Here is a 14,171-nt window from a genome sequence, read left to right as displayed (position 1 = left end):
ATCAGTGCAGACCCAGCTTGCGGGTCACGTCGTTGGAAAGGGCCAGAGCCATCATCAGCAGCATCAGAAAGAAACCGGCGCGCTGGAGCCGCTCCAGCCACCACTCGGACACGGGGCGGCCGCTCAGACCCTCGAAAAGATAATACATCAGGTGCCCCCCATCGAGCATGGGCAGCGGCAGCAGGTTCAGGACGCCTAAGCCGACGCTAAGCATGGCCAGCAGGCTCAGGTACTGAGGCAGCCCCACGCGAGCAGCCTGCCCGGCCGCATCGGCAATGGTGATGGGGCCACTCAGGTTCTTCAGCGAGGCCTGTCCGATCAGCATGCGGCCGAAGATCTTGAGCGTCATCCAGGATTGCTCCCAGGTCTTGCGCAGGCCGATCAGCAGGGCCTCGTCCAGCGCATGGCTCACCAACACCGTCTGCGGCGCCGAGCCCACCATGGCCTGGATGCGGCCAATGCGCACCGCGCCCTCCTGCTCGACGGCCGGCGTGACCTCAAGTGACAAGACCTGGCCCTGGCGTTCTATGCGCCAGCGCTGGCCCTGCGAAGCCTCTGCCTGAGCCTGAGGGTAGGCTCGTATGATGCCGACCAACTGGGCCGCATCCAGCATCGCTTGGCCATCCACCTCAAGCACCCGATCCCCCGTGCGCAGGCCGGCCCGCGCAGCCGCACCGTCCGCCTTGACCTCACCCAGCACCGGCTCGCGCAGGGGCGCGCCCAGGCCCAGACGGGTCAGCGCGGCGAGGTCCGGCTCACGCGTGCCCAACTCACGCATGTCCAGTCGCACCTCCCGCCGTCCATGGCCGAGTGCATCAGCCAGTTGCAGATTCAGCACTGATTGCTCGGTGATGGCCTCGATCACAGGCCACTGCAACTGCGCCGTGGAAGCGACGTCCTGCCAGGGGCCGCCCTCCAGGGCCAGTGCCATCACGCGATCACCGGCCCGCATGCCCGAGCGCTCTGCCAGCCCCCCAGGCTTGGGTGTGCCCAGCAGAGGCAGGGGCTCCTGCTGGCCCATCCAGGCCAGAGTGGCGAACAACACGATGGCCAGCAGGAAATTGGCGATCGGGCCGGCGGCAACGATGGCTGCGCGCTGGCGCAGTGGCTTGTTGTTGAAGGCTTGCTCGCGCAGTCCGACAGGAACGGGGCCCTCGCGCTCGTCCAGCATGCGCACATAGCCCCCCAGGGGCAGCACTGACAGTGTGAATTCCGTCGAGTCGGCCGTGCGTTGACGCCGCCAGAGCACCCGACCGAAGCCCAGGGAGAAACGCAGCACCTTGACGCCACAGGCCCGGGCCACGCGGAAATGACCGTACTCGTGCACGAGGATCAACACCCCCAGTGCGACAAGAAAGGCCACCAGCTCCAGCAGCATCAGGCCCTCAACTTCTCAATACGATGCCGCGCCGCCTGGCGGGCCTGCTCATCCAACGCCAGCAACCCTTCCAGCGACTGGCACTGGCCGGCCTGCGGATGCACCGTCGCCAGCACCTCGGCATTGAGTGCGTGGATCTGGTCGAAGCGCAGGCGACCGTCCAGGAAGGCCGCGACGGCCTCCTCGTTGGCGGCATTGAGCACAGCCGTCGCGCCCTCCTCCGACCGCAGGGCCTGCCAGGACAGGTAGAGGCCGGGGAAACGGCGCTCGTCCGCCTCCTCGAAGCTGAGATCCTTGCCCGCCAGCAGGTCCAGGCGCGAGGCACCGGACTCGATGCGCGCCGGGAAGGACAGGGCATAGGCAATGGGCACGCGCATGTCGGGCGTCCCCAGTTGGGCCAGAACGGAGTTGTCGCGGCAGACCACCATGGAATGGATGATGCTCTGGGGATGGATCAGCACGCGGATCTGCTCAGGCTTGAGGCTGAACAGCCAGCGGGCTTCGATGACCTCCAGCGCCTTGTTCATCATGGTCGCCGAGTCCACCGAGATCTTGCGACCCATCACCCAGTTGGGATGGGCGCAGGCCTGCTCGGGCGTGATCTCGGCGAGCGTCGCAGGATCCCGCTGGCGGAAAGGCCCCCCCGAGGCGGTGAGCACGATGTGATCGATTCGCTGTGCCCAGGTGGCGCGGTCCTCGGGCAGACACTGGAAGATGGCCGAATGCTCCGAGTCCACCGGCAGCAGCGTCGCACCGCCCTGCTCCACCGCCTGCATGAACAGCGCACCGCCGACGACGATGGCTTCCTTGTTGGCCAGCATCAGTCGTTTGCCAGCACGCGCGGCGGCCAGACAGGGCGCCAGACCGGCGGCGCCGACGATGGCCGCCATCACCGCATCCACCTCGGGATGGGCAGCGATCTCGCTGAGCGCCTGCGTACCGCTGAGCACCTCGGTGCGGCTGCCCTGCTCGCGCAGCAGGCGGCGCAGTTCCCTCGCGGCGCCCTCTTCAGGCATTACGGCAAAGCGTGGTTGCCACTGCAGGCACTGGGCCAGCAGCGCGTCCACGCGGCTCATCGCGCTGAGGGCGACGACCTCGTAGCGCTCGGGATGACGGCCCAGCACGTCCAGCGTGTTAGTGCCGATGGAGCCGGTGGAGCCCAGCACGCAGACGCGCAGTCGGCGGGAAGTGTTCATGCGACGAGGGAGTTCAGGGCCAGGGCCAGCGGAAAGACCGGCAGCAGGGCATCAACGCGGTCCAGCACTCCACCATGGCCAGGCAGCAACTGACTGCTGTCCTTGGCACCGACAGCGCGCTTGATGAGGGATTCGAAGAGGTCGCCGACCACGCTCATGGCAGACAGGAAAACCAGGGCCAGCAGACCCAGCGGCAGGCCCAGCCCCGTCAGCAGCCGGGTGTAGAGGCTGGGGCCGTCAGTGTGCAGGCGGGGCTCCAGGCCGAAGGTCCAGGCCAGGCCCAGCAGGAGAACGGCCACCATGCCGGTCCAGACGCCTTCCCAACTCTTGCCGGGGCTGATGGCCGGGGCCAACTTGCGCCGGCCCATGGTGCGCCCGCCAAAGTAGGCGAAGACATCAGCAACCCACACCAGGCAGAAGACCGACAGAATGAAGTTCAGGCCCAGGCCTCGCGCCGTGGCGATGGCGCCCCAGGCAGCCCACAGCAGTATGAAACCCAGCACCAGGCGCCCCGCCCTGGGCAGGCGTGGCCAACCCGAGGGCCCCAGGCGCAGCGCCTGCGCCCCACCCAGTACCCAGGCCCCCCCGATCCCCCACCACAGGCCTGACGGCAGCGCCGCAAGACCTGGCCCCATCAGCGTGAACAGGCACAAGCCGGCCAGCGTCAGGCCCACCAGCAGTGCGCCGGGCTGTGCCAGGCCATTGAGGCGCCCCCACTCCCAGCCGCCCGCGGCGATCAGCACGAGGGTCACGGCCGCAAACGGCCAGGGCGAGCCGGCGAACAGCGCCGGCAGCAGGATGGCCAGCAGCACAATGGCCGTGATGATGCGGGTTCCGAGCACTCAGGCCTCCTGCACGGCGTCAGTCTTCACGCCGCCAAAGCGGCGATCCCGTTCACGGAAGGCAGCGATGGCGGCGTCCAGTTGGGCCTCGCCAAAGTCGGGCCACAGGCAGTCCGAGAACACGAATTCGCTGTAGGCCGACTGCCACAGCAGGAAGTTGCTGATGCGGACCTCGCCGCCCGTGCGGATAAAGAGGTCGGGGTCCGGGGCATAGCTCATGGCCATGAACTGGGACAGCTTGGCTTCGCTCAGTTCCTCAGGCCTGACGCCCGCCAGCATGGCGGCGCGCGCAGCCTGCACGATGTCCCAGCGGCCACCGTAGTTGAAGGCCACGTTGAGCGTCAGCTTGTTGTTGTGCAGGGTCGAGGACTCAGCCTCGTTCCAGGCGTTGCGCAGCTTCTCGGACACCGCATCGCGGTCGCCCACGATACGGATGCGCACACCCATCGCGCCCATGCGGGCCAGGTAGCGAGACACCGCCGCCAGCACCAGGCCCATCAGGCCCGAGACTTCATCGGAGGGGCGCTTCCAGTTCTCGCTGGAGAAGGCGAACACCGTGAGGTGCTCGATGTCGCGATCGATGCAGGCCTGCACGATGCGCACCAGTGCATCGACGCCTTGCTTGTGACCGAAGAAGCGCGGCAGAAAGCGCTTCTTCGCCCAACGGCCGTTGCCATCCATGACGATGGCCACATGGCGGGGGACCGCCTTGTTCTGATCCGTCACGACGCGTGCGGGCTCAGACGGCCAGGATCTCGGCTTCCTTGGCCGCGATCAGCTTGTCGATGTCGCCGATCACGCGATCGGTCAGCTTCTGCACCTCGTCCTGCGAGCGGCGCTCGTCATCCTCGGTGATGGCCTTGTCCTTCTGCAGCTTCTTGGCCTGCTCATTGGCGTCGCGGCGCAGATTGCGCACAGCCACCTTCGCATCCTCGCCAGCGCTCTTGACCACCTTGGTCAGGTCGCGGCGGCGCTCTTCGGTCAGGGGCGGCATCGGCACGCGAATCAGGTCGCCCTGGGCCGAGGGGTTCAGGCCCAGGTCCGATTCGCGAATGGCCTTCTCGATCTTGGGGCCCATGCCCTTTTCCCAGGGCTGCACGCTGATGGTGCGAGCGTCCAGCAGGCTCACGTTGGCAACCTGCGAGATGGGCACCGGCGAACCGTAGTAGTCCACATGGACCTGATCCAGGATGCCCGGGTGAGCCCGGCCGGTGCGGATCTTCTGCAGTTCGGTCTTGAAGGATTCGACCGTCTTGGCCATCTTGGCCTCGGCGTTCTTCTTGATGTCAGCAATGCTCATGATGCTCAACCTTGTTCAGGAATGGACCCGGGCTCAACGCGCCAGGACGCTCAAACGTGGACCAGCGTGCCCTCGTCCTCGCCCATGACCACGCGCTTGAGCGCGCCGGCCTTGAAGATGCTGAAGACCTTGATGGGCAGCTTCTGGTCGCGGCACAGGGCGAACGCGGTAGCGTCCAGCACCTGCAGATTCTTGGTGATCGCCTCGTCGAAGCTGATACGGGCGTAGCGAGTGGCCGTCGGGTCCTTCTTCGGGTCGGCGGTGTAGACGCCATCGACCTTGGTGGCCTTCAGCATGATCTCGGCACCGATCTCGGCACCACGCAGGGCGGCGGCGGTGTCGGTGGTGAAGAAGGGGTTGCCCGTGCCGGCGGCGAAGACGACGACCTTGCCCTCTTCCAGGTACTGCAGCGCCTTGGGGCGCACGTAGGGCTCCACCACCTGTTCGATGCTGATGGCAGACATCACGCGTGCCGTCATGCCCTCCTGGCGCATGGTGTCGGCCAGGGCCAGGGAGTTCATCACCGTGGCCAGCATGCCCATGTAGTCGGCGGTAGCGCGGTCCATGCCCACGGAGCCACCAGCCACGCCGCGGAAGATGTTGCCACCGCCGATCACGACGGCAACTTCCACACCCAGCTGCGTCACCTCCTGGATCTCGCGCACCATGCGCACGATGGTGGCGCGGTTGATGCCGTAGGCGTCATCACCCATCAGGGCTTCACCGGAAAGTTTGAGCAGGATGCGTTTGTGCGCGGGCATTGTGTCCTCGTCGTGAGTGGTGGGGTTGCCGCGATGCCGGGGAGTGCTCCCCCCGGCCGCAGGCGCAAGTGTAAAGGGCGCCAGAGGCGCCCTTTGTTTCCAGCCGTCGCGGTGAATCGAGGAAATGCGGGACTCTCCCTCATTTCCAGGTCAGGCCGAGCGGCAGACCGGGCTCGTCAGCCCGGCCGGGGACGCTCAGGCGTTCTTGGCAGCGGCAGCTGCTTCGGCGGCAGCCTTCTGGGCGGCCACTTCGGCTGCGAAGTCGTCGACCTTCTTCTCGATGCCTTCGCCGACCACGTACAGGGTGAAGCTCTTCACCGCGGTGGCCTTGTCCTTCAGCATGGCGGCAACGGTCTGCTTGCCGTCGGCGGCCTTCACGAAGACCTGGTCCAGCAGCGAGACTTCCTTCAGGAACTTCTGCACCGAGCCTTCGACCATCTTGGCGACGATGTCGGCGGGCTTGCCGGACTCGGCAGCCTTCTCTTCGGCGATCTTGCGCTCCTTGGCGACCAGCTCGGCGGGCACTTCGGCAGAAGACAGGGCAGCCGGCTTCATGGCGGCCACGTGCATGGCGACGTCCTTGGCAGCCACGTCATCACCGTCAAACTCGACCATCACGCCGATGCGGGTGCCGTGCAGATAGGAGACCAGCTTGCCACCCTCGTAGCGCTTGAAGCGACGGATGGTCATGTTCTCGCCGATCTTGCCGATCAGGCCCTTGCGCACGTCTTCCACGGTCGGGCCGAAGCCTTCCTGCGACAGCGGCAGCGCAGACAGGGCGTCCACGTCAGCGGGGTTCTTCTCGGCGACCAGGCCAGCCAGGGCGTTCACGAAGGCCAGGAAGGCATCGTTCTTGGAGACGAAGTCGGTTTCGCAGTTGACTTCGATCAGGGCGCCTGCGCCGCCGACAACGGCAGCAGCCACCACGCCTTCGGCGGTGATGCGGGAAGCGGCCTTGCCAGCCTTGTTGCCCAGCTTGACGCGCAGGATTTCCTCAGCACGGGTCAGGTCACCGTCGGCCTCGGTCAGGGCCTTCTTGCACTCCATCATGGGAGCGTCGGTACGGGCGCGCAGCTCGGCGACCATGCTTGCGGTAATAGCAGCCATTTCAATCTCCGTTGGACTGGGAGCCGACTCAGCGGCTCCTCGAATACAGATTCAGCGTGGAAAAAAGGGGCTGAATCAGCCCCTGGTGAGCAAGTGCCGAAGAGCTCAGGCGCCTTCGTTCACTTCCACGAATTCGTCGCCATCAGCGGCAACAGCCTGGACCAGCTCGGCGGTGCTGTTGGCGCGGCCTTCCAGCACGGCGTCAGCCACGGCCTTGGCATACAGGGCGACAGCCTTGGCGGAGTCGTCGTTGCCAGGGATGACGTAGTCGATGCCTTCAGGCGAGTGGTTGGTGTCAACCACGCCGATCACGGGGATGCCCAGCTTCTTGGCTTCGGCGATGGCAATCTTGTGGTAGCCGACGTCGATCACGAACAGGGCATCAGGCAGGGCGCCCATGTCCTGGATGCCGCCGATATTCTTTTCCAGCTTGGCCAGGTCGCGCTGGAACATCAGGGCTTCCTTCTTGATGGCGGGCTGGGTGCCGTTCTCGACTTGAGCCTGCATATCCTTCAGGTTCTTCAGCGAGCCCTTGACCGTCTTGAAGTTGGTCAGCATGCCGCCCAGCCAACGCTGGTCAACGAAGGGCACGCCAGCGCGCTGAGCTTCAGCGGCGACGATGTCACGGGCTTGACGCTTGGTACCGATCATCAGGATCGTGCCGCGCTTGGCAGACAGCTGGCGCACGAACTTCAGCGCTTCCTCGAACTTGGGCAGCGTCTTTTCGAGGTTGATGATGTGGATCTTGTTGCGATGGCCGTAGATGAAGGGGGCCATCTTGGGGTTCCAGAAGCGGGTTTGGTGACCAAAGTGGACACCGGCTTCCAGCATTTCGCGCATCGTGACGGACATGAGTAACTCCGAAGGTTGGTTCTAAAATCCGGCTCGAATCGCGTCGCAGCACAGGGCACGAAAAAAGCCCGCTCATTGAGCTGCTGCGACACGACACCTATCGATTGCCGGGTTTGCGATTTGTCTGCCGAGATCGCCACCCACCAGATCGCTGCGGCACATGCCAACTTGCGTTGAACGGCCCCGGATCTGGATCGAGCTGCTGATGCCGCTTCTGCTGTATCAGCAGTTGCAGTACCCGGCAAAACCCAAAGAGTATAGCACGACTGATGTCCTCCCCTTTCGCCTGCCGCCCGCGCGCTGCGGCAACCCAGCCCTCCCCACCCTCGCAGCACCCCTGCCGCGCCCCTGAATCCGGCCGTTCCTGCGCATGCGGGCTGCGGCAAGACCTGACGGCGAGGTCCTGAATGGAAGTCGCCATCGTTGGCGCCGGCCTGAGCGGCGTACATGCAGCCCTGGAGCTGGCCGCCCAGGGTCATGCCGTGGTTGTGTTCGAACGCAGCGGCAGCGTGGCTGCCGAGGCCAGCTTCGCCCAGGGCGGGCTCTGCGCCCCGGCTCTGAGTCCCGTGTGGGGTGCACTGTGCGGCACGCAGCCGCTGGCCCTGCAGGCCAGCGGACTTTCGGACGCCGGCTGGCGCTGGGCCGCGCGCCAGGCACGCAGCAAGGGCTGGACCGAGTTCCGCCAGAACGCCCTGCTCGCCCTCACCCGCCAGAGCCTCGCCCGCTCCACCCTTCTTCGCAGGCAGTTGCAGCTGGACCATGAGCGCAGCGAAGGCCTGCTCGTGCTGATGCGCGACGAAGCCCAGACCCGCAAGGCGCAACCGCTGGTCGAGCACTGGCAGGCCGCCGGCATTGCACACCAGTGGCTCGACGCCGAGGCCTGCCGTCGCCAGGAGCCCGGCCTCAGCCCCGATACACCACTGCACGGAGGATGGCAGCTGCCCGAAGCCGAGGCCAGCAACGGCCGCGAGCTGTGCCTGCTGCTCAAGCAGGCTGCCCAGCGCCTGGGCGCGCACTTCATGTTCCACACCGAGGTCCGCGCCCTGCAGGCCGGCAAGCGCCCCGCTCTCACCCATGCCCCCGCAACACAGGCCGGACTACCCGGCGCCTCGCAAAGAAGAGACGCCCTTGCCGCAGCCGGCCCCAGCACCGTGCCCAGCCCGCGCGAAGCGCAGACGCACAGCTTCGATGCCATCGTGCTGTGTGGCGCCCAGCCCGGTGACGCACTGCTGGCGCAACTGCGCCTGAAGCCGGCGATGCGGCAGGTCTGGGGCCGCACGCTGACGGCACCGCTGCGCCAGCTCGAGGCCTTCCCGGACCTGGGCCCGCGCGCCAACCTGATTGACGACTGCCACCAACTGAGCCTCAGCCGACTGGGCCAGCGGGTGCGCATCAGCGGCGGTGCCTGCCTGCAGCCCCCCAGCCGCGGCGACAAGGGTTTCGAGCACCTCCATGAGGTCCTGCACGACTGGTTCCCCGGCGCAATCCAGTCTCAGCAGGCACAGTACTGGCAGGGCAGCCGCCTGATGCTGGCCGATGGCCTTCCCCTGCTGGGCGCCAGTGGCGCCGAAGGCATCTGGCTGAACCTTGCCCACGGCGGCCAGGGCGCCGCGCTGGCCGCGGGCTCGGCACAGCTGCTGGCCGCCCTGATCGGGGGGCGCGACCCGGGCCTGGACCTCAGCGCCTTCGGGCCAGATCGCCTGCGCTGAGCTAGAGTGGCCGCATGATCGAGGTACTCCGCCAGACCGGCCGCTTCCCCCTCTTCAGCAGCGAAGGCTGCCGCGCCCAGGAAGCCGCCGCCCTGCTCGACTCACCAGCACAGGCGCTGATGGCGCGCGCGGGCCTCGCCGCGGCGCGCCTGAGCCTCGCCGTCGCACCGCATGCGCGGCGGGTCTGGGTGGCCTGCGGACCCGGCAACAACGGCGGCGACGGACTGGTGGCCGCACGCCACCTTGCACTCCTGGGAATGGAGGTCCACGTCAGCCACCTGCGCAGCAGCAAGTCCCTGCCCTCTGACGCCCAATGGGCCCTGCAAACCGCACTGGAGGCTGGCCTGCATATCGGCAGTTCGCCGCACCCGCCCGAGGGCTGCGGACTGATCATCGACGCCATGCTGGGGCTGGGCCTGCAGCGGGCACCCGAGGGCGCGCTCAAGGAGGCCATCGTCGCCATCAACGGCAGCGGCCTGCCTGTGCTGAGCATCGACGTACCCAGCGGCCTGCAGACCGACACCGGATGCGCCTGCCCCGATGAGCAGGGCCAGCCCGGCGCGGTGGTGCGGGCACAGCACACGCTGTGCCTGCTGAGCCTCAAGCCGGGGCTGTTCACCGGCCAGGGTCGCGACCATGCCGGCCGGATCTGGTTCGACAATCTCGGCACGCCGACCTCCCCGGGCGACAGTGGCCTGCTGATCGCCTGCGGCGAAAGGCTTCGCTGGCGGAGCCTGGCCCGGCGGCCGCATGCCAGCCACAAGGGCAGCTACGGACAGGTGCTGGTCATCGGTGGCGCCCCCCACATGGAAGGCGCGGCCGTGCTGGCATCGGGTGCCGCGCTCGCCGCCGGGGCCGGCAAGGTGCATCTCAAGCCCTTGTCTGCCGCCTCGCCCACCGGCAGCGTGCTTGACCGCCCCGAACTCATGCGTTGGCCCGAAGGCCCTCTCGATGGCCGGACACCCTGGCAAGACCTGACCCTTGTCACAGGCTGCGGAGCGGGGCATGGACTGGATGCCGGCTTGGCTTCGCCACTGCCCGAGATCCTGCGTCAGGCCCCGCGCCTGGTGCTGGATGCCGACGGACTCAACAGCGTGTCGCGCAGCGCGGCGGCCCAGGCATTGCTGCAGGGTCGCAGGGCCGCAGGGCTGCAGACCATCCTCACACCGCACCCGCTGGAGGCCGCGCGACTGCTGCGATGGCCGCTGGCTCAGGTCCAGGCAGACCGCTTGAAGGCCGCCCGGACACTCAGCATGGTCCTGGACTGCAGCGTGGTGCTGAAGGGCTCGGGCAGCGTGATCGCCAGCCCCGGTGAGCCCTTGCACCTGAATGGCAGCGGCACCGCCGCCCTGGCCGGCGCAGGCACTGGCGACGTGCTGGCCGGCTGGCTCGGGGGCCTGTGGGCGCAATGCCCGACCATGCCCCCGCATGAGCTCGCCACTGTCGGCGTGGCCTGGCATGGCGAAGCCGCGCACGGCGCACAGACCCCGCTGCGGGCCGCCGAGCTGATTGAGCACATGCACGCGCTGCAGGCCACCCTGCCCTGACCCCTCTGCGCATGGCGCCGGAATGGGCGTATGCGTCGAGGGGATCATTCGCGGGCATAGGCGATCTCAGGCGATCACAAGCCTCCCTATACACCCCAAAAAAGCCGCTCGAGGGTCAGGCTGACCCTGCGTCTCATCGGCGCTTGCGCCCCTTGCTGGCCTCGCTGGACTTGCGTGCCGCCGTCTTGCGAGCCGCCACCGGCGACAGCGGTGCAGCACTTGCAGCGCGCGAGCCGGCGCCCGATTTCGCGCGCTTGCCGCTGGCCTTCACCTCGCGGTCCTGACGCTGCACCTCGGCGAGCTTGTCCGTCGGCTTGCGCGGCAGAGCCTGGCCGGTCTTGTCTCGCTGGGGCCTGGACGAAGAGCGGAGATCGTCGCCGTCACGCACGAGACGGAAGTCGATCTTGCGACCATCCAGGTCCACGCGGCTGACTTGCACCTGCACCCTCGCACCCGTGGCGTAGCGGATGCCCGTGCGCTCGCCGCGCAGCTCCTGGCGCACCTCATCGAAGCGGTAGTACTCGCCACCCAGTTCAGTGATGTGGACCAAGCCCTCGACAAAGAGCGCATCCAGCTGAACAAAGAGACCGAAGCTCGTCACCGCGCTGACCGTCCCGCTGAATTCCTCGCCCAGGTGCTCCCGCATGTAGCGGCACTTGAGCCAGGCCTCGACGTCGCGGGAGGCTTCGTCAGCCCGGCGCTCATTGGCGCTGCAGTGCGCACCCACGACTTCCCAGCGCTCGATCTCGGTGCTCGCGGAGGCAGGGTTGATGGGCTTGGCCTTGCCGGGCCGCTTGGGAGGCACGGGCACATCCATCTTGGCGGCATCGAGCTGGTAGCGCTTGTTGCCCAGCATGGCCTTGATGACGCGGTGCACCAGCAGGTCCGGATAGCGACGGATCGGGCTGGTGAAGTGCGTGTAGGCCTGATAGGCCAGGCCGAAGTGGCCGGCATTGGCGCCCGTGTAGATGGCCTGCTGCATGGAGCGCAGCAGCATCGTGTGGATCTGCGTGGCATCGGGCCTGTCCTTGGTGGCATGCGCGATGGCCTGGTACTCGCCCGGCGAGGGATCGTCCGACAGGCCCATGCCGATGCCCAGCGCCCGCAGATAGGCCTGCAGCGCCGTGCGCTTCTCGGGCGTAGGCCCTTCGTGCACGCGGTACAGCGAATGGTGCTTGCCGCCCGCGATGAAATCCGCCGCGCAGACGTTGGCGGCCAGCATGGCCTCCTCGATCAGGCGATGGGCGTCATTGCGAGTGCGGGGGATGATCTTCTCGATGCGACCGTTGTCATCGCAAACGATCTGGGTCTCGACCGTGTCGAAGTCCACGGCGCCACGGCGCTGGCGCTGGCTCAGCAGCGCACGGTAGACCTCGTGCAGATGCAGCAAATGCGGCACCAGATCCTGACGGCGCCCGGCCTCCGGCCCATGGGTATTGGCCAACACGGCCGCCACCTCGTTGTAAGTCAGCCGCGCATGCGAGCAGATCACCGCCGGGTAGAACTGGTAGGCAAAGGTCTCACCCTCCTCGGTGATCAGCATGTCGCAGACCATGGAGAGCCGATCCTGCTCGGGATTCAGCGAGCACAAGCCGTTGGAGAGCTTCTCCGGCAGCATGGGAATCACGCGGCGCGGGAAGTAGACGGAGGTGGCTCTCTCGTAGGCATCGAGGTCCAGCGGCTCGCCCGGCTTCACGTAATGGCTGACATCGGCAATAGCCACCAGCAAGCGCCAGCCCTTGAAGGCCGTCTTGCCGCGGCCCTGCTTGTGCGGCGCGCAGAAGACGGCATCGTCGAAGTCGCGGGCATCCTCGCCATCGATGGTGACCAGGGCGACGTCGCGCAGGTCCACGCGGTTTTTCATGTCCACCGCACGCACGCGATCCGGCAGCTTGGCGGCCTGGGAGAGCGTCTCGGCGCTGAAGCGGTGCGGCACCTCGTACTTGCGCACCGCGATCTCGATTTCCATGCCGGGGTCGTCGATCTCACCCAGCACCTCGGTCACGCGGCCTACGGGTTGCGAATACAGGGATGGCGGCTCGGTCAGCTCGACGGCGACCACCTGGCCTGCGGTGGCATTGGCGATGGCGTTCTTGGGCACCAGGATGTCCTGGCCATAACGCTTGTCTTCAGGAGCCACCAGCCAGACGCCGGACTCCAGCAGCAGCCGGCCGATGATGGGCCTCTTCTTGCGATCCAGGATCTCAAGCACCCGGCCTTCCGGGCGCCCGCGCTTGTCATAGCGCACGATGCGGGCGCGCAAGCGATCGCCGTGCATCACGGCATGCATTTCCTGGGAGGAAAGGTAGAGGTCGGGCTGCCCGTCGTCTGGGATCAGGAACCCGTGTCCGTCGCGGTGGCCTTGCACCACGCCCTCGACTTCGCTCAGCAGGGCAGCCTGCGAACCGGCGTTATTGCCGGGACCACTTGTGTTCTTAAAATTTTTGATGATAGAATCTCAGCTTTCCTGAAACGGCCAGGCAATTTGTTTAAACGAATCATACGTTTAAACCGATGGCTTGGAAACCTTGCCCAGGTGGCGGAATTGGTAGACGCACTAGTTTCAGGTACTAGCGGGTAACTCCGTGGAGGTTCGAGTCCTCTCCTGGGCACCAGATACTCTCAAAAGCCAGCTTCTGATTTCAGAGCTGGCTTTTGTTTTTGCGCAGTTCTTGGCGCTGTCTCCTGCACACGCACTCACCTCACTCGCACTCGCCTGCGCACCACCTCTCACTCCATGGCTGCAGATCGAAAGACTGCGGCCATTTTGTTGTGCGGGTCGCCACGCGTACAAGATACCACCGCCCACCGGGTCCGTGGGCAATGCCTGACCCCATCCCGCCGCCGCCCCATGCAGCCATGAAAAAAGCGCGGGGCCTCGAGAACGAGGCGCCGCGCTTCGCGAGCAGGTGATGGCGAAAGTCGCGATCAGGAATGCCCCGTCAGACCGAGAACTTCTTCGCCAGCGCGTCCGGGCGCATGTCGTCGTAGATCTCGAAGGGCTGATGGATCCAGGGGCTGGTCTCCAGCATCTCGACGTAGTAGTCCGGCGTGTAGGTCGATACCGACTTGGTCCAGATCACCGCCGAGCGCAGCTCCTTCACCGCAGGCATGCCGCGCAGGCGCTCCACGACGGCCTTCAGCGTCACGCCGGAGTCGGCCAGATCGTCCACCAGCAGCACGCGGCCAGCGAGCTCACCCTTGGGCATGGTGATGTACTTGGCGATGTCCAGTCGGCCCTGGATGGTGCCGGCTTCCGCGCGATAGGAACTGGTGGACATGATGCCCAGCGGCTTGTCGAAGACACGGGACAGCACGTCACCCGGGCGAACGCCGCCGCGGGCCAGGCACAGGATCTGGTCAAACTCCCAGCCCGAGGCATGCACCTTGAGCGCCAGGCGCTCGGTCAGCAGATGGTATTCGTCCCAGGACACGTACAAGTGCTTGCCGTCGTCGGTCAACATAGATGCTTACTCCAA

Annotated in this window: 12 protein-coding genes and 1 tRNA gene; 3 read left to right on the top strand and 10 right to left on the bottom strand. The window is 66.5% G+C overall.

Features of this window, described 5'->3' with window-relative positions; genetic code table 11:
• Nucleotide 1: 1 nt before the first annotated feature.
• The 8 genes from rseP to rpsB form a co-directional block, all read right to left on the bottom strand.
• Nucleotides 2–1,378: an RIP metalloprotease RseP gene (rseP, locus tag ACS5PK_RS06165; RefSeq protein ID WP_439439362.1), complete on the bottom strand. Its 1,377-nt coding sequence runs from the start codon at nucleotides 1,376–1,378 to the stop codon at nucleotides 2–4.
• On the bottom strand, nucleotides 1,378–2,574 hold the full coding sequence (gene ispC / locus ACS5PK_RS06160) for a 1-deoxy-D-xylulose-5-phosphate reductoisomerase (protein ID WP_439439361.1): 1,197 nt from the start codon (nucleotides 2,572–2,574) through the stop codon (nucleotides 1,378–1,380). Before ispC ends, rseP begins: the two co-directional genes overlap by 1 nt.
• Complete coding sequence (locus tag ACS5PK_RS06155; RefSeq protein WP_439439360.1) at nucleotides 2,571–3,416, bottom strand: phosphatidate cytidylyltransferase; 846 nt, start codon at nucleotides 3,414–3,416, stop codon at nucleotides 2,571–2,573. Before ACS5PK_RS06155 ends, ispC begins: the two co-directional genes overlap by 4 nt.
• The gene (gene uppS / locus ACS5PK_RS06150) at nucleotides 3,417–4,142 is read right to left on the bottom strand and encodes a polyprenyl diphosphate synthase (RefSeq protein ID WP_439439359.1); all 726 of its coding nucleotides are present in this window, start codon (nucleotides 4,140–4,142) and stop codon (nucleotides 3,417–3,419) included. It abuts the gene before it with no gap.
• 13 nt (nucleotides 4,143–4,155) lie between these two features.
• Nucleotides 4,156–4,716 (bottom strand): ribosome recycling factor, encoded by a 561-nt coding sequence (gene frr, locus ACS5PK_RS06145; protein ID WP_269629613.1) that lies wholly within the window; start codon nucleotides 4,714–4,716, stop codon nucleotides 4,156–4,158.
• A gap of 50 nt (nucleotides 4,717–4,766) precedes the next feature.
• Nucleotides 4,767–5,477, bottom strand: a complete 711-nt coding sequence (gene pyrH, locus ACS5PK_RS06140; protein ID WP_183102689.1) for a UMP kinase — start codon at nucleotides 5,475–5,477, stop codon at nucleotides 4,767–4,769.
• Nucleotides 5,478–5,672: 195 nt separating this feature from the next.
• On the bottom strand, nucleotides 5,673–6,584 hold the full coding sequence (gene tsf, locus ACS5PK_RS06135; RefSeq protein WP_439439358.1) for a translation elongation factor Ts: 912 nt from the start codon (nucleotides 6,582–6,584) through the stop codon (nucleotides 5,673–5,675).
• 105 nt (nucleotides 6,585–6,689) lie between these two features.
• Nucleotides 6,690–7,436: a 30S ribosomal protein S2 gene (gene rpsB, locus ACS5PK_RS06130; protein ID WP_439439357.1), complete on the bottom strand. Its 747-nt coding sequence runs from the start codon at nucleotides 7,434–7,436 to the stop codon at nucleotides 6,690–6,692.
• Nucleotides 7,437–7,843: 407 nt separating this feature from the next.
• On the opposite strand from rpsB, the gene ACS5PK_RS06125 reads away from it, so the two are divergent.
• Nucleotides 7,844–9,145: an NAD(P)/FAD-dependent oxidoreductase gene (locus ACS5PK_RS06125; RefSeq protein ID WP_439439356.1), complete on the top strand. Its 1,302-nt coding sequence runs from the start codon at nucleotides 7,844–7,846 to the stop codon at nucleotides 9,143–9,145.
• Nucleotides 9,146–9,159: 14 nt separating this feature from the next.
• The gene (locus ACS5PK_RS06120) at nucleotides 9,160–10,692 is read left to right on the top strand and encodes an NAD(P)H-hydrate dehydratase (protein ID WP_439439355.1); all 1,533 of its coding nucleotides are present in this window, start codon (nucleotides 9,160–9,162) and stop codon (nucleotides 10,690–10,692) included.
• A gap of 133 nt (nucleotides 10,693–10,825) precedes the next feature.
• Here the strand turns inward: ACS5PK_RS06120 and rnr are convergent, their stop codons facing one another.
• Nucleotides 10,826–13,081 (bottom strand): ribonuclease R, encoded by a 2,256-nt coding sequence (gene rnr, locus ACS5PK_RS06115; RefSeq protein ID WP_439439594.1) that lies wholly within the window; start codon nucleotides 13,079–13,081, stop codon nucleotides 10,826–10,828.
• 141 nt (nucleotides 13,082–13,222) lie between these two features.
• On the opposite strand from rnr, the gene ACS5PK_RS06110 reads away from it, so the two are divergent.
• Nucleotides 13,223–13,307: transfer RNA gene (locus ACS5PK_RS06110), tRNA-Leu, on the top strand.
• Nucleotides 13,308–13,634: 327 nt separating this feature from the next.
• On the opposite strand, the gene ACS5PK_RS06105 is transcribed toward ACS5PK_RS06110, so the two are convergent.
• Entirely contained in the window at nucleotides 13,635–14,156 is a 522-nt protein-coding gene (locus tag ACS5PK_RS06105) for a phosphoribosyltransferase (RefSeq protein ID WP_183102684.1), read from the bottom strand.
• Nucleotides 14,157–14,171 lie beyond the last annotated feature (15 nt).

Source organism: Roseateles sp. DB2 (assembly GCF_051857535.1).
GTDB lineage: Bacteria > Pseudomonadota > Gammaproteobacteria > Burkholderiales > Burkholderiaceae_C > Roseateles_B.
This window is presented reverse-complemented; position numbering and strand designations above follow the sequence as displayed.

Bases quoted from the DNA above. Each gene is read 5' to 3' on its own strand.
- rseP (WP_439439362.1), bottom strand. From the start codon at position 1,378: ATGCTGCTGGAGCTGGTGGCCTTTCTTGTCGCACTGGGGGTGTTGATC.
- ispC (WP_439439361.1), bottom strand. From the start codon at position 2,574: ATGAACACTTCCCGCCGACTGCGCGTCTGCGTGCTGGGCTCCACCGGC.
- frr (WP_269629613.1), bottom strand. From the start codon at position 4,716: ATGAGCATTGCTGACATCAAGAAGAACGCCGAGGCCAAGATGGCCAAG.
- pyrH (WP_183102689.1), bottom strand. From the start codon at position 5,477: ATGCCCGCGCACAAACGCATCCTGCTCAAACTTTCCGGTGAAGCCCTG.
- tsf (WP_439439358.1), bottom strand. From the start codon at position 6,584: ATGGCTGCTATTACCGCAAGCATGGTCGCCGAGCTGCGCGCCCGTACC.
- rpsB (WP_439439357.1), bottom strand. From the start codon at position 7,436: ATGTCCGTCACGATGCGCGAAATGCTGGAAGCCGGTGTCCACTTTGGT.
- ACS5PK_RS06125 (WP_439439356.1), top strand. From the start codon at position 7,844: ATGGAAGTCGCCATCGTTGGCGCCGGCCTGAGCGGCGTACATGCAGCC.
- ACS5PK_RS06120 (WP_439439355.1), top strand. From the start codon at position 9,160: ATGATCGAGGTACTCCGCCAGACCGGCCGCTTCCCCCTCTTCAGCAGC.
- ACS5PK_RS06105 (WP_183102684.1), bottom strand. From the start codon at position 14,156: ATGTTGACCGACGACGGCAAGCACTTGTACGTGTCCTGGGACGAATAC.